Source organism: Neorhizobium sp. USDA 3394, assembly GCF_056280385.1.
In genome coordinates, this window is the sequence record NZ_JBWCDU010000001.1 from 910,608 (window position 1) to 935,938 (window position 25,331).

A 25,331-nucleotide genomic window follows, 5' to 3' on the forward strand; every position below is an offset into this window, starting at 1 on the left:
TCTACTCAAAGCGCTCGATCCCGATAGTCCGCAGAAGGTGCATGCACACATCGTCGATATGGCCGTACACCTCGTCATTGGTAAATCTTATCACCTGCCAGCCAAGCGCTGCCAGTTTCTTATCCCTTGCCGAATCCCGGCGGATGTTCTGATCGAATGAATGGCTCGCGCCATCGACCTCGATGATCAACTTATGCTCTGGGCAGGCAAAATCGACGATATAGCCGGCGATCGGCATCTGTCGCCGGAAGCCGATTCCCATGAGGCGATGGGCGCGGACCGCGTTCCAGAATTTCAGCTCCGCCTCGGTCAACGCCCGGCGCATGTTCCGGGCGTTTTTCCGATTGGCGTCGCGGACATGGAAATGCGGCATGCGCGCTCCATCACATCGCCTTCAGCCGCTCGACCGCCATCAGCACCCGTTCCGGTGTCGCCGGCGCATCCAGCCTCGGGCAGACCGAATAATCCGCCACGCTCGCCACCGCCATCGACAGCGCTTCCAGCACGGAGATCGCCAGCATGAAGGGTGGTTCGCCGACGGCCTTGGAGCGGCCGATGGTCGGTTCGGCGTTTTCGGCCCATTCGGCGAGTTGCACGTTAAAGACCTTCGGCCGGTCGGAGGCGAGCGGGATCTTGTAGGTCGAGGGCGCGTGGGTGCGCAGCCGCCCCTTGTCGTCCCACCACAGTTCCTCGGTGGTCAGCCAACCCATGCCCTGCACGAAGGCGCCTTCCACCTGGCCGATGTCGATCGCCGGATTGAGGGACTTGCCGACGTCGTGGAGGATGTCGGTGCGGTCGACCAGGTATTCGCCGGTCAGCGTGTCGATCGACACTTCCGACACCGCGGCGCCATAGGCGAAGTAGTAGAACGGCCGGCCGCGGCCGGCCTTCCGGTCCCAGTGGATGCGCGGCGTCTTATAGAAGCCGGCGGCCGAGAGCTGCACGCGGTCGTAATAGGCAGCCCGGATGAACGTGTCGAAGGGCACGATCTCGCCGCCGATGCGCAGCCGGTTGGGCAGGAACTCGACCTTGTCGCGGCCGACCTTCCATTGCCGCATGGCAAAATCGATCAGCCTTTCCTTGATCTGGCGGGCCGCGTCATAGGCCGCCATGCCGTTCAGGTCGGTACCGGACGAGGCAGCGGTGGCGGAGGTGTTCGGCACCTTTCCGGTGGTCGTCGCGGTGATCTTCACCCGGTCGATATCGACCTGGAACGTATCGGCCACCACCTGCGCCACCTTGGTATAGAGGCCCTGGCCCATTTCGGTGCCGCCATGGTTCAGGTGGATCGAGCCGTCATTGTAGATATGCACCAGCGCGCCCGCCTGGTTATAGGCGGTCATGGTGAAGGAGATGCCGAACTTCACCGGCGTCAGCGCGATGCCCTTGCGGATCACCGGGCTGTGCGAATTGAACTCCAGGATCGCCTGCCGGCGGGCCTGGTAGTCCGACGATGTTTCCAGCTCGTCGACGATTCGGGCGATAATGTTGTCCTCGACGTCCTGGTGATAGGGCGTCATCGTCCGATTGGAGCCGCGCTGGCCGTAAAAGTTCAGCTTGCGGATCTCGAGCGGGTCCTTGCCGACCGCATAGGCGATCTCCTCGATGATCCGCTCGCCGCCGAGCATGCCCTGCGGCCCGCCGAAACCGCGGAAGGCGGTGTTGGAGACGGTATGGGTTTTCAGCGGCTGCGAGGTCAGGCGCACATGCGGATAGAAATAGCTGGAATCCGCATGGAAGAGGGCGCGGTCGGTGACCGGGCCGGAGAGGTCGGCGGAGAACCCGCAGCGCGCCGCATAGATCGCGTCGACCGCATGGATGCGGCCTTCCTCGTCGAAGGCGACGTCGTAGTCGACGCGGAAATCGTGCCGCTTGCCGGTGATCGACATATCCTCATCGCGGTCGGGGCGGAACTTTACCGCCCGCTTCAGCTTCTTGGCGGCGATGGCCGCGAGCGCCGCGAACTGGTTGCCCTGCGTTTCCTTGCCGCCGAAACCGCCGCCCATACGGCGTGTCTGGACCGTCACCGCGTTGTTGGCCACCCCAAGCACATGCGCCACCATGTGCTGAATTTCGCTCGGATGCTGGGTGGAGGACCAGACGATGATCTCGTCGTCCTCGCCGGGGATGGCGAGCGCGATATGGCTTTCCAGGTAAAAATGCTCCTGGCCGCCGATATACATGTGGTTCTGGACGCGCAGGGGCGCGTTTTCGATCTCCGTTTCCGGCTCGCCGCGCTTCAGCGTCATCGGCTCGACGACGTAAGGCGCGTCGTTTTCGCGGGCGCTGTCGATATCGGTCCAGTGCGGCAGGTCGCGGTATTCGATCTTTGCGAGTCTTGCGGCGCGGCGGGCCTGGTCGCGGGTCTCGGCGATGACCGCGAAGATGATCTGGCCGTGGAACTGGACGTTGGTGGTGGCGAGCAGCGGCTCGTCATGCTGGCCGGTGGAGGCGACGTCGTTGAAGCCCGGAATGTCTTCCGCGGTGATCACCCAGACGACGCCGGGTGCGGTCTTCACGGCCGAAAGATCGACCGAGACGATTTCCGCATGCGCCCGGTCGGCAAGCCCGAGGCCCCCGTGCAGGGTCCCTGCGGGCTCGGGAATATCGTCGATATATTCGGCGGTTCCGGTGACGTGCTTATGTGCTGAATCATGTTTCAGCGAGACGTGCATGCGGCCGTTGATGATCGGCTTGTTGTCGAACGTGGTCTTGTCCATCAGCGGAGGCCTCCGACCGTTGCGGCATGTCGATCTCCCCCCTTGAGGGGGAGATGCCCGGCAGGGCAGAGGGGGGTGGCCCGGAATGCTACGGGGGCGGTTTGACGTGCCGTGAGGTCGCTACCCCCCTCTGTCACCTTCGGTGACATCTCCCCCTCAAGGGGGGAGATTATTGGGAGTGCGCCGCGCCACCTCGTTTCCACACGCATGTCGGGCTTCCGGATCGAGAAGGTGTTCATTGTTTTATTAACCATCACGCCTCCTCCAACTCGAACCGGCGCAGCTCAGCGGGCGCGCCGGCGGTTTCCAGGAAGAAGCGGGTGAGCAGGTTCTTGGCCGTCAGGCTGCGGTAGTCCGCGGTCGCCCGCCAGTCGGTGAGGGGCTGGTAATCCTCCGCGAACGCGTCGCGCACGCCGGAGACGGTGGCCCAGCTCCAGACCTCGCCGAGAAGCGCGTCCTCGACGTGTTTCGCCCGTTTCGGGGTCGCCGCCATGCCGCCGAAGGCGATGCGGATGTTTGCGACCTTGCCGTCGGCATCGAGCACCAGGTGGAAGGCGCCGCAGAGCGCCGAGATGTCCTCGTCGCGGCGTTTTGAGATCTTGTAGACGGCGAAATGGCTGCCTTCGGCCGGGCGCGGCACGAAAACCTTCTCGACGAATTCGGTCGGCAGGCGGTCCTGCTTGCCGTAGGCGAGGAAATAATCCTCGAGCGGGATCGTCCGGCGGCCGGAATGGGAGCGCAGTGTCAGTTCGGCGCCGAGCGCGATCAGCGGCGGCGGCGTGTCGCCGATCGGCGAACCGTTGGCGATATTGCCGCCGATCGTGCCCATGTTGCGCACCTGCTGGCCGCCGATCCGGTCGATCAGCCGGCCGAGCGACGGGATTTCGTCGCGAAGCACGTCGAAGGCCTGACTATAGCTGACGCCTGCGCCGATGGAGATGCCGGTCTCGTCCGCCGTAATCGACTGCAGTTCGGTCAGGTGGTTGATGAAGATCACCGGGTTCAGGAGCCGCATCTGCTTGGTGACCCACAGCCCGACATCGGTCGCGCCGGCGACGATCGTCGCCTCAGGTTCGTCGGCGAGGATATCGGCAAAGACTGCGACGGATGCCGGGACGATCGAGCGGGCGCCATCCTTCTCGATGACGATCGTGTCGTTGCCGGAATGGATGCCCCAGAGTTTCGCCATGACCTGGATGCGCTCGCTTTCCAGCGGGTCGAAGAGCGAGCTCGGCCGGTTGATGGAGATATGCTCGGCCGCCTTGACGATCGGCTCGTAGCCGGTGCAGCGACAGAGATTGCCCTGCAGCGCGCTTTCGATATCGGCGCGCGTCGGCGTGCCGTTGGAGAGCCACAGGCCGTAAAGGGACATGATGAAGCCGGGGGTGCAGAAGCCGCATTGCGAGCCGTGGAAATCGACCATCGCCTGCTGCACCGGATGCAGCGCGCCGTCCCGGCCGGCAAGATGCTCGACGGTCACCACATGGGTGCCGTGCAGGGAGCCTAAGAAGCGGATGCAGGCGTTGACGCTTTCATAGCGCAGGCCGTGTTCCGTCAATCGCCCGATCAGAACAGTGCAGGCGCCGCAGTCGCCTTCCGCACAGCCTTCCTTGGTACCTGTCAGCCGCCGCCTCAGGCGAAGATAGTCGAGAAGGGTTTCCGTCGGTCCGAAATCTCCAAGGGTGACCTCTTCTCCATTCACGATGAAGCGGATGGCTTCGCTCATTTCTCTCCTTCGTCCGCCGTTGCCGGCTCCATATTACGGGTGCCCCCTGACTGCCTTGCCAGGTTGGCGGAAGTATCTCCTATCCTCATTCCTGTGCTTGTCACAGGAATCCAGTGACCCGACGTCTGTCGGGTCGGAGACCCTTTCAGCCCAAGGACTTGGGGGGCTGGATTCCTGTGACAAGCACAGGAATGAGGAGGGTATTCTATTGCGCGGTCCAGCCGCCGTCTATCGAGATATGCGTGCCGGTAATGCTCCTCGCCGCATCGCTGGCGAGATAGATTGCGGCCTGCGCGACTTCTTCGATCGAAACGAATTCCTTGGTTGCCTGCAGCTTCAGCATCACCTCGGTCTTTACCTGATCCTCGGTGATGCCGCGCTCGCGGGCGGTGTCGGGGATCTGCTTTTCGACCAGCGGCGTCAGCACGTAGCCCGGACATATCGCATTCACGGTAATCCCGAATTCCGCAAGTTCCAAGGCCGCCGTTTTGGTTAGCCCCAAAATACCATGTTTGGCAGCCACATAGGCGGATTTGAACGGTGAGGCGACCAGCGCATGGGCGGACGCGACGTTGATGATGCGGCCCTTGCCAGCCGCTTTCATTAGCGGGATCGTATGGCGCATGGTGTGGAAGGCCGATGTCAGCAGGATGGCGATCAACTGGTCCCATTTTTCCGGCGGGAACTCCTCGATCTTCGCCACATGCTGGATGCCGGCATTGTTGACCAGCACGTCGACCGTGCCGAAATTCTTGACCGCGGTCACGATGAGGTCCTCGATCTCGGCGGGCCTTGTCATGTCGGCGCCGTGATAAAGCACCGTGCCCGTCCCCAGCGCATCAAGCTCGCGGCGGGCGGCCTCGATCGCGTCGGCCGGTCCGAAACCGTTGATGATCACATTGGCGCCCTCGGCCGCGAATGCCTTTGCAACGCCGAGCCCGATGCCGCTCGTGGAGCCGGTGACGACGACGGTTCTGCTCATGCCCAATCTCCCTGCGATCCAGCCTTCTCGGGCGGCGTTCTTGTGCGCCGCGATGATCACGGCAGGTTATGCGCAAATTCCGCGGGATGGCAATCGGCATCGTCGACCGTCCCGAGAGCCTTGCGGGCCAAAGCAGCCTTTCGTTGAGATGGCGGGGAACATTCGAGCAAGCGCCCGGTTCGACAATATCTTCCAACGAAAGGACTACTCAATGTTCATGCGCGTCGACAAGCTGCAGGCGGAGCTTCCTGCGCCCAAGCGGGCCGATCCCAATGCGGCCGCTGCCCTCCAGGAGCTCCTGGGCGGTAAATACGGGGAAATGTCCACGCTCGGGAACTATATGTTCCAGAGCTTCAATTTTCGCTCCAAGGAGAAGCTGCGTCCTTTCTACAGTCTCGTGGCCAGCATCACGGCCGAGGAACTCGGCCATGTCGAGCTTGTCAGCAACGGCGTGGCGATGCTCAACAACGGCCCTGACATTCCCGACGGCGATGCCGGAGACGGCGGCGACATTTCCGGAGCGCCTTTCGAGGATATGAAGGACATTCGCCTTGCGGCCGCCTTCCTCTCCGGGGCCGGCGGCGCGATGCCGGTCAACAGCAACGGCGTGTCCTGGAACAACGACTTCATCACCACGACGGGCAACGTCGTGGTCGATCTGCTCCACAATTTCCACCTGGAATGCGGAGCCCGGCTCCACAAGCTGCGCGTCTATGAAACGTTGACGGATCCGACAGGCCGCGAAGTCTGCGGTTACCTTCTCGTTCGTGGCTCGGTCCACGCGCACGCCTATGCGCTTGCACTCGAAAAGGTCACCGGCGTCGACATCAAGAAGTTCCTGCCGACCCCCAACATCCCGCTCGGCAATATCCCCGAATGCCAGAAGTATCTGGACGAGGGTTCGCATCGTCGCCTCTATACCTTCAGCCCGAGCGACTACAAGGAAATGGCGGGCATCTGGGGCAATGGCGAAGTCGCCCTTCCGCTCGATCCTCCGGGCGAGCTTGAAGTCGTCGACGGCATGCCGGAGGGCGGCAAGATCCATCAGCTCGTTGGAGTGCCCTCCGCATTCACGCCGGACTACGCGCCGGAGGAGATGTTCGAGATCGCCCAGAAGCTTTACAAAAAATCGCGTTGACCTCTGCCGATGACCTCTGCCGGGGGCACGCAAACAGCGTGCCCCCATTTCAAAGACCGCCATTTCCGTTGACCCTTTCCGCTCCTTCTGCTCAAACCGTGCGGGCGCATTGCATGGACTGGGAGGAGCGGCATGGCGGGTTATGTTCTGGCGATCGATCAGGGGACGACTTCGACGCGGGTGATCGTGTTCGACGGCGACATGCGGATTGCCGGGATCGGCCAGAAGGAATTCACCCAGATTTTTCCGAAATCCGGCTGGGTAGAGCATGATCCGGAGGAGATCTGGGAAACCGTTCTGTGGGCCGTCAAGCAGGCGTTGAAGGAAGCCAAGCTCAAGGCCTCCGAGATTGCCGCGATCGGCATCACCAACCAGCGCGAGACGGTCGTCGTCTGGGAGCGCGAAAGCGGCAAACCGATCCACAACGCCATCGTCTGGCAGGACCGCCGCACCGCCAGCTATTGCGAGAAGCTGAAGCGCCAGGACCTCGAAAAGCTGTTCACCCGCCGCACCGGCCTGCTGCTCGATCCCTATTTTTCCGGCACCAAGCTTTCCTGGATGCTCGCCAACGTGAAGGGCGCGCGGGCGAGGGCGGCCAAGGGCGAGCTCTGCTTCGGCACGATCGACACGTTCCTGATCTGGCGCCTGACCGGGGGAAAAAGCTTCGTCACCGATGCGACCAATGCCTCGCGCACCCTTATCTACAACATCGCCGATAATTGCTGGGACGAGGATCTTCTCGAAATCCTGCGCATTCCCGCCGCCATGCTGCCGGAGGTCAAGGATTGCGCCGACGACTTCGGCATCACCGACGAAAGCCTGTTCGGCGCGGCGATTCCCATCCTCGGCGTCGCGGGCGACCAGCAGGCGGCGGTCATCGGCCAGGCATGTTTCGAACCGGGCATGATGAAATCCACCTATGGCACCGGCTGCTTTGCAGTACTGAATACCGGAGCCGACATGGTCCGCTCCAGGAACCGGCTGCTGACCACCATTGCCTACCGCCTGAACGGCGAGACGACCTATGCGCTCGAAGGTTCGATCTTCATCGCCGGTGCCGCCGTGCAATGGCTGCGCGACGGGCTCGGCATCATCGAGAAAGCGAGTCAAACCGGGGAGTTGGCGGAAGAAGCCGATCCTCAGCAGGAAGTTTACCTGGTGCCCGCCTTTACCGGGCTCGGCGCACCCTACTGGGATGCGGAGGCGCGCGGCGCCATGTTCGGCCTGACGCGCGCGACCGGCCCGGCGGAAATCTCGCGTGCCGCGCTGGAGGCGGTCTGCTACCAGACCCGCGACCTCTACGACGCGATGCAGAAGGACTGGCGCAACGCCAACAGCAGCACGGTGCTGCGTGTCGACGGCGGCATGGTCGCCTCCGATTGGACGATGCAGCGGCTCGCCGATCTCCTCGACGCCCCCGTCGACCGGCCGACCATCCTCGAGACGACGGCGCTTGGCGCCGCCTGGCTCGCCGGCTCGAAGGCGGGCGTCTGGCCCGACCAGAAGGCGTTCGCGAAAAGCTGGGCGCGGCAGCGGCGATTCGAGCCGCAGATGGACGAAAAGACGCGTTCTGCGAAGATTCGCGGCTGGAAGGATGCGGTCAGGAGAACGCTGACAAATGCCTAAGTCCTTATTTTCAATTAACCATCTTGTTAAAATTAGATTTAAATCCGCAATGCGTCATTTTCGCACCATGTTCGTTGCCTTATCTTCGCCGGCGACTTAGAGAGGGCGGCATGTTTCGAATTCAGCAGATTTTGGCTTTCCTCTTGGTGCTCGGCGCCTCTCTGGCGGTCGGCGGCACGGCCGAGGCCGGTTATGCCCATTTCATCTACGATGTGAAGAGCGGCAAGGTTCTGGCGTCGGAGAGTGCCGACGAGATCAACCACCCCGCGTCGCTCACCAAGATGATGACGCTCTACATGACCTTCGAGGCGCTGCGCGAGGGTCGCCTCAAATGGGACCAGGACATCCCCATGACGCCGAATGCCGCGTCCAAGATCCCCTCCAAGCTCGGCGTGCCCGCCGGCCGGACGATTACCGTGCGAGAGGCCGTCAACGGCATGATCGTGCGCTCGGCCAATGACGCGGCGGCGACGATGGGCGACTATCTCGGCGGTTCGGAAGACCGTTTCGGGGAGATGATGACCAGGAAGGCCCGCGCGCTCGGCATGAGCCGTACCGTGTTCCGCAATGCATCGGGCCTGCCGGATGCCTCCCAGGTGACCACGGCACGGGACATGGCCCAGCTGGCTCTTGCGCTCATCCGCGACTTTCCCCGGGAATACCAGCTGTTTTCAGCCAGGAACATGGAGTTCCGGGGCAAGCGCCTGCGCGGCCACAACAACCTCATGTACCGCTATCCCGGCATGGACGGCGTCAAGACCGGCTTTACCAACGCTTCCGGCTACAATATTGCCAGTGCCGTCACCATCGACGGCCGGCGGGTGATCGGCGTCGTCATGGGCGGCAAGAGCGCCCGCAAGCGCGACGACCAGATGGCGGCGCTGCTCGATCGCTACGTACCCGGCAACAATGCGGCGTCCGGCGGTCTGGTGGCGTTCGAGACGCAGAAACGGCCGGCCGAAGACACGCTGCCGCTCGCCTTCGCGACGCCTTCTCCGCGCAAGGAGATCACGCTCGGCGTTGCGCCCAAGACTGCGCTCGCCAATCTTTATGCAACGCCCCGGGCCACTGTTCCGAACACTGCGCCGGCCCCGACTGCGCCATCCCGGACCGCGTCGTCTCAGACAATGGCACCGCCGCAGCCGGCCGGGTCGCTCTGGCGCATCCAGATCGCCGCAGCCGCCAGCCGAGATCAGGCATCCGCGCTGCTCGAAAAGGCAATGCCGCTGCTCGCTCAAGGGTACGGCCGTGTTGCGCCGAGCGTCGAAAGTTATGCCGAAGGCGGCAAGGAAATCTTCCGCGCCCGTTTCGCCGGTTTTGCCGATGGCGACGCCGCGACGCGCGCCTGCTCGGCCCTGCAGGCCAAGGCGATCACCTGTTTCGTGGTGCGGTAGGCCGATAACGTCCGCCGCCGGGATCACCGGCGGCGTGCTGGTTTCGCAGCTGGTTCAGCCCTTGACCGGGGCGTTCATAGCCCATGCGACGCCGAACGGGTCGCGGACCTGGCCGTAGCGGTCGCCCCAGAACATTACCTGCAGCTCCGTCTCCACCGTCATGCCGGAATCGACCGCGCGTTTCCACCAGAAATCGATGTCATCGACCGGCAGCATCATGGTGAAGGCCTGCGGCTTTTCGAGCGGGTGGCCGTAGTCCGGATAGGGATCGCAGAGCATCACCGAACTGCCGTTGACATAGAGATGAATGTGCATCGTGCGGCCCTTGTCATCCACCGGATGAAAGGACTCGATCTCGGCGCCGAGGGCCTTTTTGTAATACTCGGCAGCCTTCATCGCACCGTCGACCTGAAGATAGGCGACCACGCCGCCGCGGACGGGTGAAGCTGCCTGGTTGTCGTTCGTCTGGGCACTCGTATCCATGATTTTCCCTCCTGTTCGGGTCGTTCTCGTCCATGCCGGACGACACAAGGACGAAGGAGGAATTGGGATACCGACAGGCGCGACGAAAAAATCAGTCCCGCCCCGCAAATTCCTTCACCAGGTCCTCATAGGCCTCCATGGGCGGGAACGTCTCGTAGGAGTATACGGCAGGCGTGGTCGCCCAGGGCAGCTTTTCAGACGTATATGTCTCGATGAAGGGCACGAACCATCGCGCATCGTCGAGCATGGTCGGACGCAGGTTCACGAACCAGTCCATGCCTTCCGGCCTGGTGAACATCCAGCTCTTGCAATGCGGGCAGTGGTAGTGATGGGCGTTGTCGCCATGCAAGCCGCCGATCACCGGCTCGCCTTGCGTCACCTCGAAACCTTGAGAGGGGATTGCGGCGGAGAGCGAGAAGGCGCTGGCGCTCATCTTCTGGCAGCCGGTGCAGTGGCAGGCCATGGTCAGGATCGGCGGTGCGCTGATCTTCAGACGTACCTGTCCGCAACGGCAGCCGCCCTGCATGGGGAGAGTGAGCTTGGGCATCTTTACCTCCATCTCCCCATGAACTAGGGCCGCTTGCGGTGTTTGATCAGGCCGGGCGCTTCGGAATATCCAAGCCCCGCTGGACGGCGGGCCTTGCGAGGCCGCGTTCCAGCCATTCCGGCACGCGCTTCAGCTGGTCGTATTCGACGAGTTCGCCGGCGCCGTAGAAGCCGATCAGGTTGCGGACCCAGCCGAGCATGGCGATGTCGGCGATCGAATATTCGTCGCCCATGATCCAGTCGCGGCCCTCAAGCCGGGTTTCGAGCACGCGGATGATGCGGTGCGATTCCTTGGCGTAGCGGTCGCGCGGGCGCTTGTCCTCGATGTCCTTGCCGGCGAACTTGTGGAAGAAGCCGAGCTGGCCGAACATCGGCCCCAGGCCACCCATCTGGAACATCACCCACTGGATCGTCTCGTATCGCTTGGCCGGATCGGATGAGATCAGCTTGCCGGTCTTTTCGGCGAGATAGATCAGGATGGCTCCGCTCTCGAACAGCGCCAGCGGCTTGTCGCCGGGGCCATGCGGATCGAGGATTGCCGGGATCTTGCCGTTCGGGTTGAGCGACAGATATTCCGGACCCCAGGTCTCGTCGGCACCGATATTGATGAAATGCGGCTCGTAGGGGAGGCCGATCTCTTCCAGCATGATCGACACTTTCACGCCGTTCGGCGTCGGCGTCGAATAGAGCTGCAGCACGTCCGGGTTTTCGGCGGGCCATTTGGACGTGATCGGGAAGGCGGACAGATCGGCCATGTAGGGGTTCCTTGGGAGGCAGAGTTTTTGTTCCCGCGGAATATAGCCACCGGCGCGCGATGCGCCAGTGGCGATCTCATCGAAGTCAGCGGGCGCTGGCCGGGAAAGCCGGCAGCTTGCCGATATCGTTTGCATCGTGCTGGACGACCAGCTTTGCGTTCAGTTGCTTGGCGATCCGGTTCAAACGCTCCATCGAGGCGAGGCTTTCGGCCCGGTCGATGTTGAAGGGCGGCACGCCGTTATTGGCGATCTGCTCTTCGAAATGCACGACGTCGCCGGAGAGCAGCACCGGTCCGCTCTGTGGCAGTTTGACGAGAAGCGCCGTCTCGCCCTTGGTGTGTCCGGGCATTGCCAGCATCGTCACCGAACCGTCGCCGAACACGTCGCGGTCGCCCGAGACCGGGTCCACCTTCGCCTTGCCGTCCATCCAGGGCTGGACGAGCGCCGGCATGACGCCGAAGGGCAGGGGATTTTCGTGCAGGCTTTCCCAGTCGCCGGCGCCGATCATCAGCGTCGCCTTCGGGAAGGTCGTCGCCTGGCCGAGATGGTCGAAGTGGTTGTGGCTGATGCCGACGAGGCCGATCTGGTCCGGCTTGAGGCCGATCTTTGCGAGCTGCGTCGGGATGTCGACGGTGAGCGACGGTGCCAGCGGCTGGGCGAGGTCCGGCGCCTTGCCGATCAGGGCTGCCGGCAGGCCGGTATCCCAGAGCAGGTAGTCCGCGCCGTGGCGGATCACGTAGCAGCTGTCGGTCAGGGTGCGGCTTTCCCCTTTATAAGCGAACGTATCGGAAAAGAACGATAGGTCCTTGACCACGACCGAGCCGCAATCGAGCCGCCAGAGTTCGAGATCGGCTGCGGCATGGGCAGGGGCGGAGAATGCAAACAGGGCGGCGCCAGCGGCGACAAGGGACGTGCCCAGGGTGGAAAGAGTGGCGAAGGTCTTCATTAAAAATCTCCTCGGTTGAAGTCACCGCCTTCTGCCCACTTTCCGTCATCCGTCCGTGCCGGATTTTTACCGGCTTGAGCCCGAAACGCTCACCAGGCATGTTTTTCGTTTCGCATCCTGCGCTATACTGCGGCCATGAACCTGATCGTCACCCAGCGCTTTCCCGATTTTTCCCGCCGTCTGCTCGACCGCCTGCGCCCGATGGTGGCAGGCAAGCTCGAGCCCGGCATGAACGCCTATGCCGAGCAGCTGTTCATCTATTGCTGTTTCGACCGGGAAAAGGTGAAGGCGCTGGAACTGGACTGCCCGATGGTCTGCATCGTTCTCCACGGCCAGAAGGAAGTCTGGCTCGGCGACCGGACGCAGGTCTTTCCGGCCGGGTCGGTGTTCGTCCTGCCCGGCGGAGTGCCGATGGATGTCGTCAACATACCGGACGAAACCAACGGCCTCTATGTCGCGCTGCGGCTCGACGTTCCATCGCTGCCGGAGGGGATTGCGCCGCTTTCGGCAACGGAGCGAATGGAAGGCGGCGAGGCGGGTTCATTCGGCCTGCCGCTCAGCGAGGATCTGGTGGAAGCGCTCTGCCATGCGGCAACCACGATTGCCGACGGCACGATCGGCGAGACGATCAAGCGGCTGCGCATGACCGAGGTCCTGGCCCTGCTGCGGCCGCTGCCGGAAGCGCGGATGCTGTTCCGCCAGAGCCTTTCGGAGGAGATCGCCTGGCTGATCGCTACCGCACCCTCCGAGCCCTGGAGCGTTGCCGACGTTGCGGAACAGCTGGGGATCGGCGCCTCGACGTTGCGACGTCGGCTATCCTTAGAGGGCGCCTCGTTCCGGGCCATCCTGCGCCGGGAGCGGCTGAAGGCGGGGCAGAACGCGATATCCTCGGGCGCCTCCAGCATCGCTGCGGCTGAGGCCGCCGGTTATGCGTCGCGGTCGCATTTCTCGCGCCGTTTCCGCGAAACGTTCGGCACCAGCCCCACCGGGCGGCGCTGATCCATCAAAAATTTGCTGCGCCCTGTCGGCACCCGCGTTAATCCTTCGTCTTCATTAGGAGAAGGAGCTACGCATGCTTTACGCCATCCTTTGCTACGCCCACGAGGAAACCGTCTTCGCCTGGTCCAGGGAGGAAGAGGAAGCCGTCATGGCGAAGCTCATCGAGGTGCAGACGCCTTATGCTGAGGCCGGCAAGCTCGGCCCGGTCGGACGGCTGATGCCGACGACGGCGGCCACCACCGTGCGGAAAGGCAGCCACGAACCGCTGGTGCTCGACGGTCCGTTTGCGGAAACCAAGGAAGTGCTGCTCGGTTTCTACACGCTCGACGTCGAGACGCTGGAAGAAGCGGTCGCCTTCTCGAAGGCGCTGTCCGCGGTCAATCCCGGCTCCAGTTCCTATGAAATCCGGCCCTTCCTCGTTTTCCGTCCCGGAGAGATCAAACATAGCGAGACCAAGACATGACAGATATTGCCTGGATCGAGCTTGCCCTGACGGCCGCCCGGCCGCAGGCGCTCGGTGCGCTCCTTCGTTATTTCCGCGATCTCGATACCGCGGAAGAGGCCTTCCAGGAGGCGTGCCTGCGCGCCATCCGGACCTGGCCGGACAAGGGGCCGCCGCGCGATCCGGCCGCCTGGCTGATCTTCGTCGGCCGCAACAGCGGCATCGACGCGGTCCGCAAGCGCTCCAAGAACGATCCATTGCCGGAGGAGGAAGCCTTCTCCGATCTGTCCGATGCCGAAGGCGACATGGCCGACCGGCTCGACAATTCCCACTACCGCGACGACATCCTGCGGCTGATGTTCATCTGCTGCCATCCGGACCTGCCGGCGACCCAGCAGATCGCGCTGGCACTCAGGATCGTCTCGGGCCTCAGCGTCGCCCAGATCGCCCGCGCCTTCCTGGTCGGCGACAGCGCCATGGAACAGCGCATCACCCGCGCCAAGGCGCGTGTCGCCAAGGCCGGCGTGCCCTTCGAGACGCCGGGGCCGGCGGAACGGGCGGAGCGTCTCGGCATCGTCTCGGCGATGATCTATCTCGTCTTCAACGAAGGCTATTCCGCCGGCATCACCAATCCCGACAGCGCCGCCTTCTGCGACGAGGCGATTCGGCTCGCGCGCCTGCTGCTGCGCATCTTCCCGGCCGAGCCGGAAATCATGGGGCTGCTGGCGCTGATGCTGCTGCAGCATTCACGCGCCAAAACGCGCATCGACACCAACGGCCAGATCGTGCTTCTCGAGGACCAGGACCGCGGCCGCTGGGACAGCAGGCTGATCAACGAGGCCCTGGCACTGCTCGACAAGGCGATCCGGCACCGCAAGCCCGGTCCCTACCAGGTCCAGGCGGCGATCTCGGCGCTGCATGCCCGCGCCCCGACGCCGAAGGAGACGGACTGGCAGGAGATCACCATGCTCTACGGCCTCCTGGAGCGCATCCAGCCGTCGCCGGTAGTGACGCTCAACAAGGCCGTCGCGGTCTCCAAGCTCGAAGGGCCGGAGGCGGCACTCGAGATGATCGCGCCGCTTGCCGAAAAGCTCGACGGCTATTTCTATTTCCACGGGGTCAAGGGCGGGTTGATGATGCAGGCAGGTCGCAGGCCCGAAGCCCGCGAAGCCTTCGACCGGGCTATCGCGCTTGCCAACTCGCCGGCCGAATGCGCCCATATCCGCCAGCAGATCGACAAGCTCGGCGCGGTGACGCCGCCGGCGGTGTAGGGCGGGCATTGCATATGAAACGTGAGGCGGTGCGGCATTCTTAACCCTCCCCCTTGTGGGGAGGGTGGCCGGCAAGCGGGAGGGGTTTTGATGCGGAGTGAAGACCCCTCCCCAACCCCTCCCCACAAGGGGGAGGGGCTCCACGCACCGCCCCACGTTCCATAGGCAATGCCCTCCGCTACCGCCGCGGCGGCCGTAGTGCCATCTCGACGAAAATCATATCCCCCGCCGTGATACCGGTCTTTTTCCGCACCGCATCCTTCAGCGGCAGCAGATAGGTCTCGTCCTTCGGAAACAGCGAGGTGTAGAACGAAACGCCGCCGATCGTCGCGTCGACTGGGATCACGCCCCAGCCATAGGTGAGAAGCTTCGACAGTCGCCTGATTTCCTCGGCTTGGTCCAGGGGAAGCGGCGCGAAGAAGAAGGGCGAGGGTCCACGCCAATGGATGATTTCAGCCGCGAATCTGAACTCGGTCACGGTTCCCTCCCGATGCCTGCCATCCCGTCACCGAGAATATTTGGCCCATGAGCCGAAAAAATTCCATGACACTTGTCGGATATCGTGCTCGCCACACGTCCTGGGTTCAACATCGGATCAGATGTTTCGTGAAACCTCAATGGAGACAGACAATGACCGCCCATACCGCCAAGCACGCCCTGCAGATCGTCCGCGAAATGGACGTTCCGGCCGACAAGCTCTACAAGGCCTGGACCACGCCCGAACGCATGGGCGAATGGTTCTGCCCGCTTCCGTGGAAGGTGACCGAAGCCAGGATGGACCTGCGGGCCGGTGGATCGAGCTTCATCATGATGGAAGGGCCGAACGGCGAGAAGATTCCCAATTACGGGATCTACCTGGAAGTCGTGCCGAACAGGAAGCTGGTCTTCACCGACGCCTATACGAGCGCCTGGGTGCCGTCGGAAAAGCCGTTCATGACCGCGGTCGTCGAATTCGAAGACCTTGGCAACGGCCGCACGAAATATACCGCGACGGCCTATCATTGGACGGAGGAAGACAAGAACGCTCATCAGCAGATGGGCTTCGAGGAAGGCTGGGGCATCGTCGCCGGCCAACTCGAACAGGTCGCCAGGACGTTCTGAAGCAGGAGGGCCGCCCGGGGTCAGGCTCGGGCGGTTCTTTTCCCGCTTCGGGACGCTTTCTGCATCGATTCAAAAAGCCGCCCGAAGTCCTTGAAAACGGATTCGGAACGTCGTTTGGCAAGTTACCTGGTGCCGGGGCGCCGGGTCACTCGGGTGCGGGGTTCCTGCGGCTGCGGGATCAGCGCTTCCGGTATCGTCAGGCTTGAATAGACGCGGTTGCGGCCGTTCTTTTTCGCCATGTAGAGAAGCTGGTCGGCGGCGTTGAGCTGGTTGCCGAAGCTCTCGCGCTCCTCCATTTCCATGACGCCGATCGAGATCGTCACCGATATGCTCTTGTCCTGCACCGGGATGCTGGTGGCCTGGATGCGGGCGCGCATCTCCTCGCAGAACGAATGGGCCTGGAAGGCGTTGGTATCCTTCATGTAGATCGCGAACTCCTCGCCGCCGAGGCGGGCGGCGAGATATCGCCTGTCCACGGTCATCTCGCTCAGGATGCCGGCAAGCCGCTTCAGCACCTGGTCGCCGGCCTCGTGGCCGTAGGTGTCGTTGACCGACTTGAAATGGTCTATGTCGAGGATCGCGACCGCGTCGTTTGCCGGTGCGGGCTTGAGGGCCGGGTTCTTCTCGAAGAAGAAGCGGCGGTTTGCAAGACCCGTCAGATGGTCTCGTTCCGCCAGGTAACGCAGCCGCTTCAGTTGGGTCAGCGTTTCGACATTGTTGTCGATGCGGCATTGCAGCTCTTCGGGAACGAAGGGACGGTAGATGAAGTCCGACGCGCCGGCCTTCAGGAAGCTCGCCGACAGGCCGCGGTCGGACGAAGACGAAACCCCGATGATGCGCAGTTCGTCCGAAGGCCGGGTTGCGCGAATGCGCCTCGTGAGTTCATGTCCGTCCATGTCGGGCATGTTGTAGTCGGTGATGACCAGTTCGATCGATGGATTCTGGTCAAGCATGTCCAGTGCCTCCTTGCCGGAAAGCGCTTCGAGGACACGGAAGTTCTGCCGCTGCATGATCTCGACCAGACCGGAGCGGGCCCATCTCGCGTCATCGACGACCAGAACGGAAAAGGCGCTGTTGGTCAGGATGCGGTTTACGGTCTTGACAACCGTGTCGACCGTCCTGTTGTCGCTCTTGACGATATAGTCGATGATCTTCCGCTCGGTGTAGCGGATCGTAGCGTCCGTCTCGGAGGTTGCCGTGAAGACGATGGTCGGAATCGCGTATTCTGCAAGCAGGGCGAGGATCTCGCCATTGGGCGCATCAGGCAGGTTGAGGCCCGTCAGGGCCAGGGTGAACTTTTGCCCCGCCAGCAGCATGCGGGCTTGTTCCAGGCTCGCGCAGCAAAAGGTTCTGCCGGTCGTCTCCCGTTCGAGCCGCTGCCGCAGCAGAGCCGAAAGGGCGGCGGAATCCTCGACGATAAGGATGTCATTCGATGATTGCAGGTTCGGAACGTCCAAGTCCGGCCGCTTTCCGGTGCCGTCATTCATTCGGTTTGCCTAAACTGTTGTTCCTGTTGGCCGCGAAGAATATGCCAGATGGATTACCATTCTCTTAGAAACTGAACCTATGTTTGTGCCTGATATTTCGTAGTCCCGTGGAGGTTGCCAAGTCTGGGCGCAGGCGACGCCCGTCGGACCCGACCCATCCATTCCATCGAACGTTTCCTTCGAAAGATTAGCATTTGCGCCGGACGCGCCCGATAACTATCTGACGGGCATCAACGAATGGATTTTTGCAAGATGGAACTCGGGCTTCATACTTTTGGCGATGTCGATGCCGCAGCACTGGACAAGGGTGCGGAAGGTGCCAGGCGCATCAAGGATCTCCTGGAAGAGATCGCGCTTGCCGATCAGGTGGGGCTCGACGTGTTCGGGCTTGGCGAACACCACCGCCCGGACTACGTGGTCTCGTCGCCGTCGACCGTGCTTGCCGCGGCTGCGGCGATCACCAAAAACATCCGGCTGACCAGCGCCGTCTCGGTGCTCTCGTCCGACGATCCGGTGCGCGTCTTCCAGCAATTTTCGACCGTCGATCTCATTTCGAATGGGAGAGCGGAAATCATGGCGGGCCGCGGATCGTTCATCGAGTCCTATCCGCTGTTCGGCTACGACCTTGGCGACTACGATGAGCTGTTCACCGAAAAGCTCGACCTGCTGCTTGCCATCCGCGACGAGGAGATCGTCACCTGGAAGGGCGAGAAGCGGGCGCCGATCAACGGCCGCGGCGTCTATCCGCGTCCGCTGCAGAAGGAATTGCCGATCTGGATCGCCGTCGGCGGCACGCCGCAATCGGTAGCGCGGGCAGGGGCCATGGGCCTGCCGCTCGCGGTCGCCATCATCGGCGGCGAATATCCGCGTTTCGCGCCCTTCTTCAACCTCTACCGCGAGGCTGCCCGCCGCGCCGGCCAGGATCCGGCCAGGCTGAAGACCAGCATCAACGTGCACGGTTTCATCGCCGATACGACGGAAGCGGCCGCCGACCAGTTCTACGGCCCGCAGGCGGAGGTGATGAACCGCATCGGCCGCGAACGCGGCTGGGGACCGACCAACCGGGCGCATTTCGACGAGGCGCGCTCGAAGCTCGGCAATCTCTTCCTCGGCGAGCCGGAACTGGTGGCCGAAAAGATCATCGCGGCGCATCAGGTGTTCGGCATGGACCGGTTCCTGCTGCAGATGGCGATCGGCCCGATGCCGCACGCCCAGGTGATGCGCGGCATAGAACTCTACGGCACGAAAGTGGCGCCGCTTGTCAGAAAAGAACTGGGGACGTCAGAAAAGAATTGACGGGCTCGGCCGATGGCGCGAAACCGGCCGCCTGATCGATTTCTGACGTATTAGGACGAAAAGCAGACCATGGTTATCTCCACCGAAGACGAACTGGCCAAGCTGAAGGATATCGGCAGGCTTTGCGCGCAGGCGATGGAGATGATGGCGAAGGCGCTGGAACCGGGCATCACCACCCGCGAGCTCGACGCGATCGGCCGCAAATTCCTGGAGGACAACGGCGCGCAATCGGCGCCGGAGACCTGCTATCAGTTCCCGGGCGCCACCTGCATCAGCGTCAACGAGGAAGTTGCCCACGGCATTCCGGGCGACCGGGTGATCCAGGCGGGCGACCTCGTCAATATAGACGTGTCGGCGGTCAAGGACGGTTTCTTCGGCGATACGGGCTCCTCCTACGCCGTTCCCCCGGTCAAGCGCGAGATCGAAAAACTCTGCCGCGACGGGCGCCGGGCACTCTGGACCGGGCTGCAGCAGGTGAAGGGCCGGCAAGCCGCTGTCCGGCATCGGCAATGCGATCGGGACCTTCGCCAAGAAGAACCGCTATACGCTGATCACCAATCTTTCGAGCCACGGCATCGGGCTGACGCTGCATGACGAGCCGAAGGAAATCCCGACCTGGCCGGACCGTCACGAGACGCGCTCGATGGAAGACGGGCTGGTCTTCACCGTGGAGCCGTTCCTGTCGCTGGGCGCCAACTGGGCCGAGGACGGCGGCAATGGCGATCCCTGGACGCTCTACAGCGATCCCAAGGCACCTACCGTGCAATACGAGCATACGATCGTCGCGACCCGCAACGGACCGCTGATCCTGACCTTGGCCGATTGAGGGAGACCTCTGCCGTTACGGAAAAGACTGCCGTTACGGAAGATCGGTCAGTTGTGTTTGTTGCCGCCAGACGCCGCATCGACACGACGATAGAAGGCGTCGGTACGCTCGCTCTGAAGGTTTCCAAGCATCTGGCGCGTATGGACGCGGGCCGCGCTCTGCAGCAATTGTGCAAAAGCGGCGTAACCGACAGCGTCGGCCTGGCGAAGCTGGGTGATCAACGGATCGACGAGTACTTCGGATAGGGTCAGGTCATGTTCCATGCGCATGCCTCCGCGCCCCGATGGCGATGGCTCGGAGATTGGCTCTCTTTCATGTCAGCAGCAAGACGGTTTCGGTCTTGCGCTGCACCAAATCGTCGCGGCACATGCACGATCGCTTGCATACCGATCCATCATTCCGGTGCATCGCTGCAATGAAAATTCCTCATTTGCCGCGACCGGGCGCGGCTGCGATAACCGCGTCATGCTGCAGATCAATACGAGTTATTCGCACCGCCCCCTGCTGATCGGTTTTGCCGGCTCGATCGCCATGGCGGCGGCGATGGGTTTCGGGCGTTTCTTCTACACGCCGATCCTGCCCGGGATGATGACGGGCATCCCGCTCTCGGCAGCCGACGCAGGTTATATCGCCGCGGGCAATTTCGCCGGCTACCTCGCCGGCGCGATCCTCTCGGCTTATGGCTGGGCGGCCGGGCGCGAGCGCAATGTGGCGCTCGGCGGGCTTCTGGCGACCGCGATCCTGCTCGCTGCCATGGCGGCGACCGAGTCCGTCGTAGCCTTCATCGTCATCCGGTTCATGGCAGGCCTTGCGAGCGCGCTTGCGATGATCTTCACCTCGTCGATCGTGCTGCCCTATGCGGTCGGCCGCGACAATGTGAACGTCCTGCATTTCGGCGGTGTCGGGCTCGGGATCGCGCTGTCTTCGGCGCTGGTCTTCCTCGTCAACGCGATGGCCGGCGATGGCGCACATGGATGGCGCATGAACTGGCTCGCCGGTGCGGCGATCGTGCTCGTCGTGCTCGGTGTGGTCGCCTGGATCCTGCCGAAACAGGCGATCGGCACCGGCTCGACGTTCGAGCCGCCGCTCAAATGGCGCAGGCCGCTCGTGCTGCTGACCGCCTCCTACGGCCTGTTCGGCTTCGGCTACGTGATCACCGCGACCTTCCTCGTCACCATCGCGCGGATCGGCAATGCCGGCCCGGTCGTCGAATTCCTCGCCTGGTTCCTGACCGGTTCGGCGGCCGCCGTCTCGCTGATCCTGTGGCGGCCGGTGGTCAACCGCTTCGGGCTCGCCAAGGCCTATACCGCCGCGCTCGGGCTGCAGATGGTCGGGGTGCTCGGCTCGGTCGTGCTGCCGCCGACCGCCGGGGCGCTTGTCGGAGGGCTGCTGCTCGGCGTCACGTTCATGGTGATCACCGCCTATGGGCTGCAGATCGGCCGGAAACTCTCGCCGGAAAGCCCGCGCCGCGCGCTCGCCTCCGCCACCGCGGCCTTCGGCACCGGCCAGATCATCGGACCGCTTGCGGCCGGCTGGATCGCTGAAGCAAGCGGCGGCAGCTTTGTCGCCCCGACGCTGATCGCGGCGGCGGCTCTTGTCGTCTGCGTCCTGCTCGCACTCCCGGTTGCGCGCAGCGCTTCCTAATAATCCCGCGGTTACAATTGCGTAACAAAATGACGGGGCCATTGCCGCTCTCTTGGAACTGCCTTAGTTTCCGGCTCAACAGTCGTTTCCGACATCCTGCCGACTCGAACTCAGGAAAGCCAAAGCTCCGTGTTCCATTCCTTCTTTCCCCGGCCCAAGCCGTTCTTCCTGTCCGGCGTCGTTTGGGCCATCGTTACCATCCTGGCCTGGTATTTCGTCTTCGAGGGTCTTGGCGCGTCACTCGGATATGTGATGCCGGAGCAAGAACCCTACGATCTTTCCTATTTCCTGGTGCCGGCGAACCTTTGGTTCTACGCGTATCTGGCGGTCTGCCTTGGGCTTTTCGGCGGTATCTGGACCGTGATTGCCAAGGATCATCCCTGGAAAAGCTGGTCGATCTGGGGGTCGCTGCTAATCATCGCGGTGACCTATTTCGGGGTGCAGGTTTCGGTGGTGATCAACAACTGGCGTCGACCGTTCGGCGATCTGCTGCAGAATGCGCTTTCCAAGCAGCCGGGTATTACCGCCTGGAACTTCTACGATCTTCAGATCGTCTTCGCCCAGATCGTCTTCCTCAGCATGGCCGTCTCGATCCTGACGGACTTTTTCACCAGCCACTACATCTTCCGCTGGCGCACGGCGATGAACGACTTCTACATGTCGAAGTGGGAAAAGCTGCGCCATATCGAAGGCGCGTCCCAGCGTGTCCAGGAAGATACGATGCGGTTTTCCGCAACGCTCGAGGGCCTCGGCATCAACCTGATCAATGCGGTGATGACGCTGGTCGTTTTCCTGCCGATCCTGTTCGCGCTGTCGGGCTACGTTTCCGAATTGCCGCTGATCGGTGAGGTACCGCATGCGCTGTTCTGGCTGGCGATCTTCTGGTCGGCCTTCGGCACGGTCCTTCTGGCGACCGTCGGGGTCAAGCTGCCGGGGCTGAACTTCCGCAACCAGCGCGTGGAGGCAGCCTACCGCAAGGAACTGGTCTATGGCGAGGACCATGCCGACCGCGCCCAGCCGGCGACCATCCGGGAGCTCTACAGCAACGTGCGGAGGAACTATTTCCGCATGTACTTCCACTATCTCTATTTCAACGTGGCGCGTTATTTCTACATCCAGGCCGACGCCGTGTTCCTGCTGCTGATGCTGGTGCCGACGATCGTCGCGGGCAAGATCACCTATGGTATCTATCAGCAGATCGCCACCGCCTTCGGCCAGGTGAGCAACTCGTTTCAGTATCTGGTCAATTCCTGGACGACGATCATCGAACTGCTCTCCATTCACAAGCGCCTCAAGGCCTTCGAAGCGGCCATCGACGATCAGCCGCTGCCGACCATCGACCAGCACTACCTGGAGCGGGAAGCCGAAGCCGGCGAACTTGCGGCCGACCGCCCATACTGATTTCGTCAACAGGTTGGAACAGCAGTTTTGGCCGCGCCGGGCGTCTTGTCCGGCGCGGTTCTGTTTTTGGGAAGGGGCAGGCGGTATCGGGTATGCGGGAGGTAGTTGGTTTTGCCTGCCCCGACTGGTTCTTGCAGCTTCCGGGTTTTGTCAGTTCCCGTTCGACCACGTTCGACAGCCATCATCGGAAACCGGGGTCCGAAAACCCTTGATGGAGAATGCCGGTTCGCGAACCCGGTTTCCCATCCGATGACGGGGGCGATTATGGAGCGGCTTCGGATCGCCGGGGATGGAAGGGGACGTGAATGCTGGTAAGGGGTTGATGAGGTTGGGGCGTTTTTTGTGGGTGGGGGAAATCGTCCCCGGCAAAGACCCCTCCCGGCCTGCCGGCCACCCTCCCCACAAGGGGGAGGGAGACCCGCGGCGATGTCGGCGCCAAATAGCGCATGTCACCGCACTCCATCTTCCCCACGATCATCGTGGTGATCGTTTCGGTGAATGATAGGGGGTACGTTTTTGGAGCGGCGAGCGTGCCGCATATATCCCTCCCCCTTGTGGGGAGGGTGGCCGGCAGGCCGGGAGGGGTTTTTACGCAAAACTCCCAGGTCAATCGAAACTTTACAGCCCCGACGCCACCCGCGGTTTCTCGCGTTCGCGGATCAGCCTGATCGCCTCCGAATAACTGACGCAGGCAACGTCCTCTGTCGCGCAGACTTCGGTGACCAGCCGTTCCATCGCCCTCCAATAGGCGCCGCCGTTCATCTCGACGAAATGCAGGCCGATCTGGAGGGGGATGCGGTCGCCGTCATATTCCTTGTCGAAGGCGGCCTTGAAGGCGGAGTAGGCGCGGTCCTCGAATTCGGCGGAACTGCTCGGATTGTCGATGCCGCCGGAATGGCGGATGAAGAGGTTGTAGTCCATGGCGATGATCGGCCGGTTGGACGGGCCTTCCGGGATAAGCGGCAGGCCGAAGCGGATGAGGCCGGCCTTTTCCTCCGGCATCATCGGTCCCTTGGTGACGAGGCTGGCGTCATAGCGGATGCCTGCCCGCCTTTCGGCTTCGACCAGGCCGGGACTGACGGAAAAATAGGGCGCGCGGAAGCCGGTGATACCGGTCGCGACGAAATCCTTCCAGCCGGCGGGCTCCTGCGATGCGGCGCCTGACGTCTTCCAGGCATTGGTCAGCACATCGCGAAAGGTGTTGAACTCGGCGGTCCAATCGGCGGCCGTCCAATCCTTTCCGTCGAAATGGCCGCAGGTATGGCTGGAAAGATCGTGGCCCTCCAGATGCGCCTGCCAGATGTGACCGAGCCTTTCGCGAGCCTCGGCCGCCGTCTGGGCAAATCCGATATTCGATTTGCCCGGCTTCTCGTTCGGCCCCTGATAGCTTTTGGCGTTGGCGCGCTCGATCACCAGCGTGCAGGAGAGGAAATAGGTGAAATGGGCATTGGTGCGCCGGGCGAGATCGCGGCTGCGCTGCCAGAGATTGTTGGCGCCGGCGCCGTCGAAGGAGACTATCAGCAACTGTTTCGGCTTGTCCGCGGCATCCGCCGCGACAGGGGCGGCGAGAAGACAGAGGGCGAGGGAAAGGGCAAGCGAACGCATCAGGCACCTGAATCATGGCAAAGGGCAGCCGGCTTTGTGGCCGCTGAATAAGGCAAAGCTTTGAGCGGTTGGGTTTAAGTGCGAATTCCCGCCGGAAGGCCGCCAAACAGCGTTCACGGGGTATGTTTTTCGTTATGCGCTTGCCGCCTTTGCAAAACCGGCGGCCACTTTTGCGCGACAGGCGTTAAGGGGGGCCTTACATCTCCGGGAAAATAGGCTAGAAGGCGCTTTTCCGCATGATGGGCCGGTTGGGCCGGAGACTTTGATGGCGCAGGACGACGACAGTTTTATTCGCGAAGTGAACGAGGAACTTCGCTCCGATCAGTTCAGGGGTGCATGGCAGCGTTACGGCAGGGTCGTGATCGCGGTTGCTGTGCTGATCGTCGTCGGTACGGCCGCCTATCGCGGTTACGAATACTGGGACACGCATAATTCCTCGCAATCCGGCGACCGTTTCCTGGCGGCTTTGAAGCTTGCCTCGGACAACAAGAACGACGAGGCGCTCGCCGCCTTCGAAGCGCTCGAAAAGGATGGAACCGGTGCCTATCCCGTGCTCGCCAAGCTGCGTGCCGGCTCGGTGCAGCAGTCCAAGGGCGACACGGCCGGCGCGATCGCCACCTTCTCGGCTGTCGGCAAGGATGCCAAGGCGCCGCAGTCGATGCGCGACCTCGCCCGGATGCGCGCCGCCTGGCTGCTGATCGACAACGGCACCTACGAACAGGTGGCCGCCGAAGTGCAGCCGATGGCGGTGCCCGCCAATCCGCTTGCCAATTCCGCCCGCGAGGCGCTTGGTCTTGCCGCCTACAAGGCCGGCAATATCGCGCAGGCCAAGGAATGGTTCCAGCAGATCGCCAATGATGCCTCTGCGCCGCGCAACGTCGCCAACCGCGCGCAGATCATGCTCGACAACATCACCTCTTCCGGCAAGGCGCCCTGACGGTTT

The 25,331-nt window shown here is 62.7% G+C and carries 23 protein-coding genes and 1 pseudogene; 12 read left to right on the forward strand and 12 right to left on the reverse strand.

Translation table 11 applies throughout. The features are described from left to right. Window position 1 precedes the first annotated feature (1 nt). From ACZ9EJ_RS04225 to ACZ9EJ_RS04240, 4 genes are all read right to left on the reverse strand, one after another. Window positions 2–373, reverse strand: coding sequence for an endonuclease domain-containing protein (locus ACZ9EJ_RS04225; protein ID WP_046638931.1), 372 nt, complete (start codon window positions 371–373; stop codon window positions 2–4). Between the two features lie 10 nt (window positions 374–383). Further along, window positions 384–2,720, reverse strand: a complete 2,337-nt coding sequence (xdhB, locus tag ACZ9EJ_RS04230) for a xanthine dehydrogenase molybdopterin binding subunit (protein WP_046638932.1) — start codon at window positions 2,718–2,720, stop codon at window positions 384–386. A gap of 253 nt (window positions 2,721–2,973) precedes the next feature. Beyond that, window positions 2,974–4,446, reverse strand: a complete 1,473-nt coding sequence (xdhA, locus tag ACZ9EJ_RS04235; protein WP_046638934.1) for a xanthine dehydrogenase small subunit — start codon at window positions 4,444–4,446, stop codon at window positions 2,974–2,976. Window positions 4,447–4,651: 205 nt separating this feature from the next. Further along, entirely contained in the window at window positions 4,652–5,428 is a 777-nt protein-coding gene (locus tag ACZ9EJ_RS04240; RefSeq protein WP_046638935.1) for a 3-hydroxybutyrate dehydrogenase, read from the reverse strand. Between the two features lie 211 nt (window positions 5,429–5,639). Here ACZ9EJ_RS04240 and ACZ9EJ_RS04245 point away from each other — a divergent pair, with 211 nt between their 5' ends. The 3 genes from ACZ9EJ_RS04245 to ACZ9EJ_RS04255 all read left to right on the forward strand — a co-directional run bounded on the left by ACZ9EJ_RS04245 (window position 5,640) and on the right by ACZ9EJ_RS04255 (window position 9,586). Further along, window positions 5,640–6,566, forward strand: coding sequence for a manganese catalase family protein (locus ACZ9EJ_RS04245; protein WP_046638936.1), 927 nt, complete (start codon window positions 5,640–5,642; stop codon window positions 6,564–6,566). 132 nt (window positions 6,567–6,698) lie between these two features. Beyond that, a complete protein-coding gene (gene glpK, locus ACZ9EJ_RS04250; protein WP_046638937.1) occupies window positions 6,699–8,192 on the forward strand; it encodes a glycerol kinase GlpK in 1,494 nt (497 codons plus the stop codon). A gap of 119 nt (window positions 8,193–8,311) precedes the next feature. Beyond that, window positions 8,312–9,586: a D-alanyl-D-alanine carboxypeptidase gene (locus ACZ9EJ_RS04255; RefSeq protein ID WP_046631517.1), complete on the forward strand. Its 1,275-nt coding sequence runs from the start codon at window positions 8,312–8,314 to the stop codon at window positions 9,584–9,586. Window positions 9,587–9,640: 54 nt separating this feature from the next. On the opposite strand, the gene ACZ9EJ_RS04260 is transcribed toward ACZ9EJ_RS04255, so the two are convergent. The 4 genes from ACZ9EJ_RS04260 to ACZ9EJ_RS04275 form a co-directional block, all read right to left on the reverse strand. After that, window positions 9,641–10,069, reverse strand: a complete 429-nt coding sequence (locus ACZ9EJ_RS04260; protein WP_046638938.1) for a VOC family protein — start codon at window positions 10,067–10,069, stop codon at window positions 9,641–9,643. A 91-nt stretch (window positions 10,070–10,160) separates the two neighbouring features. Then, entirely contained in the window at window positions 10,161–10,616 is a 456-nt protein-coding gene (locus ACZ9EJ_RS04265) for a GFA family protein (RefSeq protein ID WP_046639282.1), read from the reverse strand. Window positions 10,617–10,662: 46 nt separating this feature from the next. After that, window positions 10,663–11,370, reverse strand: coding sequence for a glutathione S-transferase N-terminal domain-containing protein (locus tag ACZ9EJ_RS04270; RefSeq protein WP_046638939.1), 708 nt, complete (start codon window positions 11,368–11,370; stop codon window positions 10,663–10,665). An 85-nt stretch (window positions 11,371–11,455) separates the two neighbouring features. Continuing rightward, the gene (locus tag ACZ9EJ_RS04275) at window positions 11,456–12,316 is read right to left on the reverse strand and encodes an N-acyl homoserine lactonase family protein (protein ID WP_046638940.1); all 861 of its coding nucleotides are present in this window, start codon (window positions 12,314–12,316) and stop codon (window positions 11,456–11,458) included. Window positions 12,317–12,451: 135 nt separating this feature from the next. On the opposite strand from ACZ9EJ_RS04275, the gene ACZ9EJ_RS04280 reads away from it, so the two are divergent. The 3 genes from ACZ9EJ_RS04280 to ACZ9EJ_RS04290 all read left to right on the forward strand — a co-directional run bounded on the left by ACZ9EJ_RS04280 (window position 12,452) and on the right by ACZ9EJ_RS04290 (window position 15,028). Then, window positions 12,452–13,315, forward strand: coding sequence for a helix-turn-helix domain-containing protein (locus ACZ9EJ_RS04280; RefSeq protein ID WP_046631301.1), 864 nt, complete (start codon window positions 12,452–12,454; stop codon window positions 13,313–13,315). A gap of 73 nt (window positions 13,316–13,388) precedes the next feature. Further along, complete coding sequence (locus ACZ9EJ_RS04285) at window positions 13,389–13,778, forward strand: YciI family protein (protein ID WP_046638941.1); 390 nt, start codon at window positions 13,389–13,391, stop codon at window positions 13,776–13,778. Further along, complete coding sequence (locus tag ACZ9EJ_RS04290; protein WP_046638942.1) at window positions 13,775–15,028, forward strand: RNA polymerase sigma factor; 1,254 nt, start codon at window positions 13,775–13,777, stop codon at window positions 15,026–15,028. The genes ACZ9EJ_RS04285 and ACZ9EJ_RS04290 overlap by 4 nt, the downstream gene beginning before the upstream one ends. A gap of 178 nt (window positions 15,029–15,206) precedes the next feature. Here ACZ9EJ_RS04290 and ACZ9EJ_RS04295 read toward each other — a convergent pair whose 3' ends face one another. Next, window positions 15,207–15,506, reverse strand: coding sequence for a DUF1905 domain-containing protein (locus ACZ9EJ_RS04295; protein ID WP_046638943.1), 300 nt, complete (start codon window positions 15,504–15,506; stop codon window positions 15,207–15,209). 152 nt (window positions 15,507–15,658) lie between these two features. Between ACZ9EJ_RS04295 and ACZ9EJ_RS04300 the strand changes: the two genes are divergently transcribed. Next, window positions 15,659–16,129: an SRPBCC family protein gene (locus ACZ9EJ_RS04300; RefSeq protein ID WP_046638944.1), complete on the forward strand. Its 471-nt coding sequence runs from the start codon at window positions 15,659–15,661 to the stop codon at window positions 16,127–16,129. A gap of 122 nt (window positions 16,130–16,251) precedes the next feature. Here ACZ9EJ_RS04300 and ACZ9EJ_RS04305 read toward each other — a convergent pair whose 3' ends face one another. Then, window positions 16,252–17,616 (reverse strand): GGDEF domain-containing response regulator, encoded by a 1,365-nt coding sequence (locus tag ACZ9EJ_RS04305; RefSeq protein ID WP_046631290.1) that lies wholly within the window; start codon window positions 17,614–17,616, stop codon window positions 16,252–16,254. A gap of 252 nt (window positions 17,617–17,868) precedes the next feature. On the opposite strand from ACZ9EJ_RS04305, the gene ACZ9EJ_RS04310 reads away from it, so the two are divergent. Beyond that, window positions 17,869–18,912: an LLM class flavin-dependent oxidoreductase gene (locus ACZ9EJ_RS04310; protein WP_046639283.1), complete on the forward strand. Its 1,044-nt coding sequence runs from the start codon at window positions 17,869–17,871 to the stop codon at window positions 18,910–18,912. A 69-nt stretch (window positions 18,913–18,981) separates the two neighbouring features. Continuing rightward, a pseudogene (gene map, locus ACZ9EJ_RS04315) lies at window positions 18,982–19,738 on the forward strand (type I methionyl aminopeptidase). A gap of 47 nt (window positions 19,739–19,785) precedes the next feature. Here the strand turns inward: map and ACZ9EJ_RS04320 are convergent. Continuing rightward, window positions 19,786–20,001 carry a hypothetical protein gene (locus tag ACZ9EJ_RS04320; protein WP_046631286.1) on the reverse strand — a complete coding sequence of 72 codons (216 nt, stop codon included), beginning with the start codon at window positions 19,999–20,001 and terminating at the stop codon, window positions 19,786–19,788. A 202-nt stretch (window positions 20,002–20,203) separates the two neighbouring features. Here ACZ9EJ_RS04320 and ACZ9EJ_RS04325 point away from each other — a divergent pair, with 202 nt between their 5' ends. Together ACZ9EJ_RS04325 and sbmA are read left to right on the forward strand one after the other, a co-directional pair. Continuing rightward, entirely contained in the window at window positions 20,204–21,382 is a 1,179-nt protein-coding gene (locus ACZ9EJ_RS04325; RefSeq protein WP_046639284.1) for a YbfB/YjiJ family MFS transporter, read from the forward strand. Between the two features lie 129 nt (window positions 21,383–21,511). Continuing rightward, on the forward strand, window positions 21,512–22,783 hold the full coding sequence (gene sbmA / locus ACZ9EJ_RS04330) for a peptide antibiotic transporter SbmA (protein WP_046638946.1): 1,272 nt from the start codon (window positions 21,512–21,514) through the stop codon (window positions 22,781–22,783). A gap of 618 nt (window positions 22,784–23,401) precedes the next feature. On the opposite strand, the gene ACZ9EJ_RS04335 is transcribed toward sbmA, so the two are convergent. Further along, window positions 23,402–24,388: a polysaccharide deacetylase family protein gene (locus ACZ9EJ_RS04335; protein WP_046638947.1), complete on the reverse strand. Its 987-nt coding sequence runs from the start codon at window positions 24,386–24,388 to the stop codon at window positions 23,402–23,404. 265 nt (window positions 24,389–24,653) lie between these two features. Between ACZ9EJ_RS04335 and ACZ9EJ_RS04340 the strand changes: the two genes are divergently transcribed. Next, complete coding sequence (locus tag ACZ9EJ_RS04340; RefSeq protein ID WP_046638948.1) at window positions 24,654–25,325, forward strand: tetratricopeptide repeat protein; 672 nt, start codon at window positions 24,654–24,656, stop codon at window positions 25,323–25,325. Window positions 25,326–25,331 lie beyond the last annotated feature (6 nt).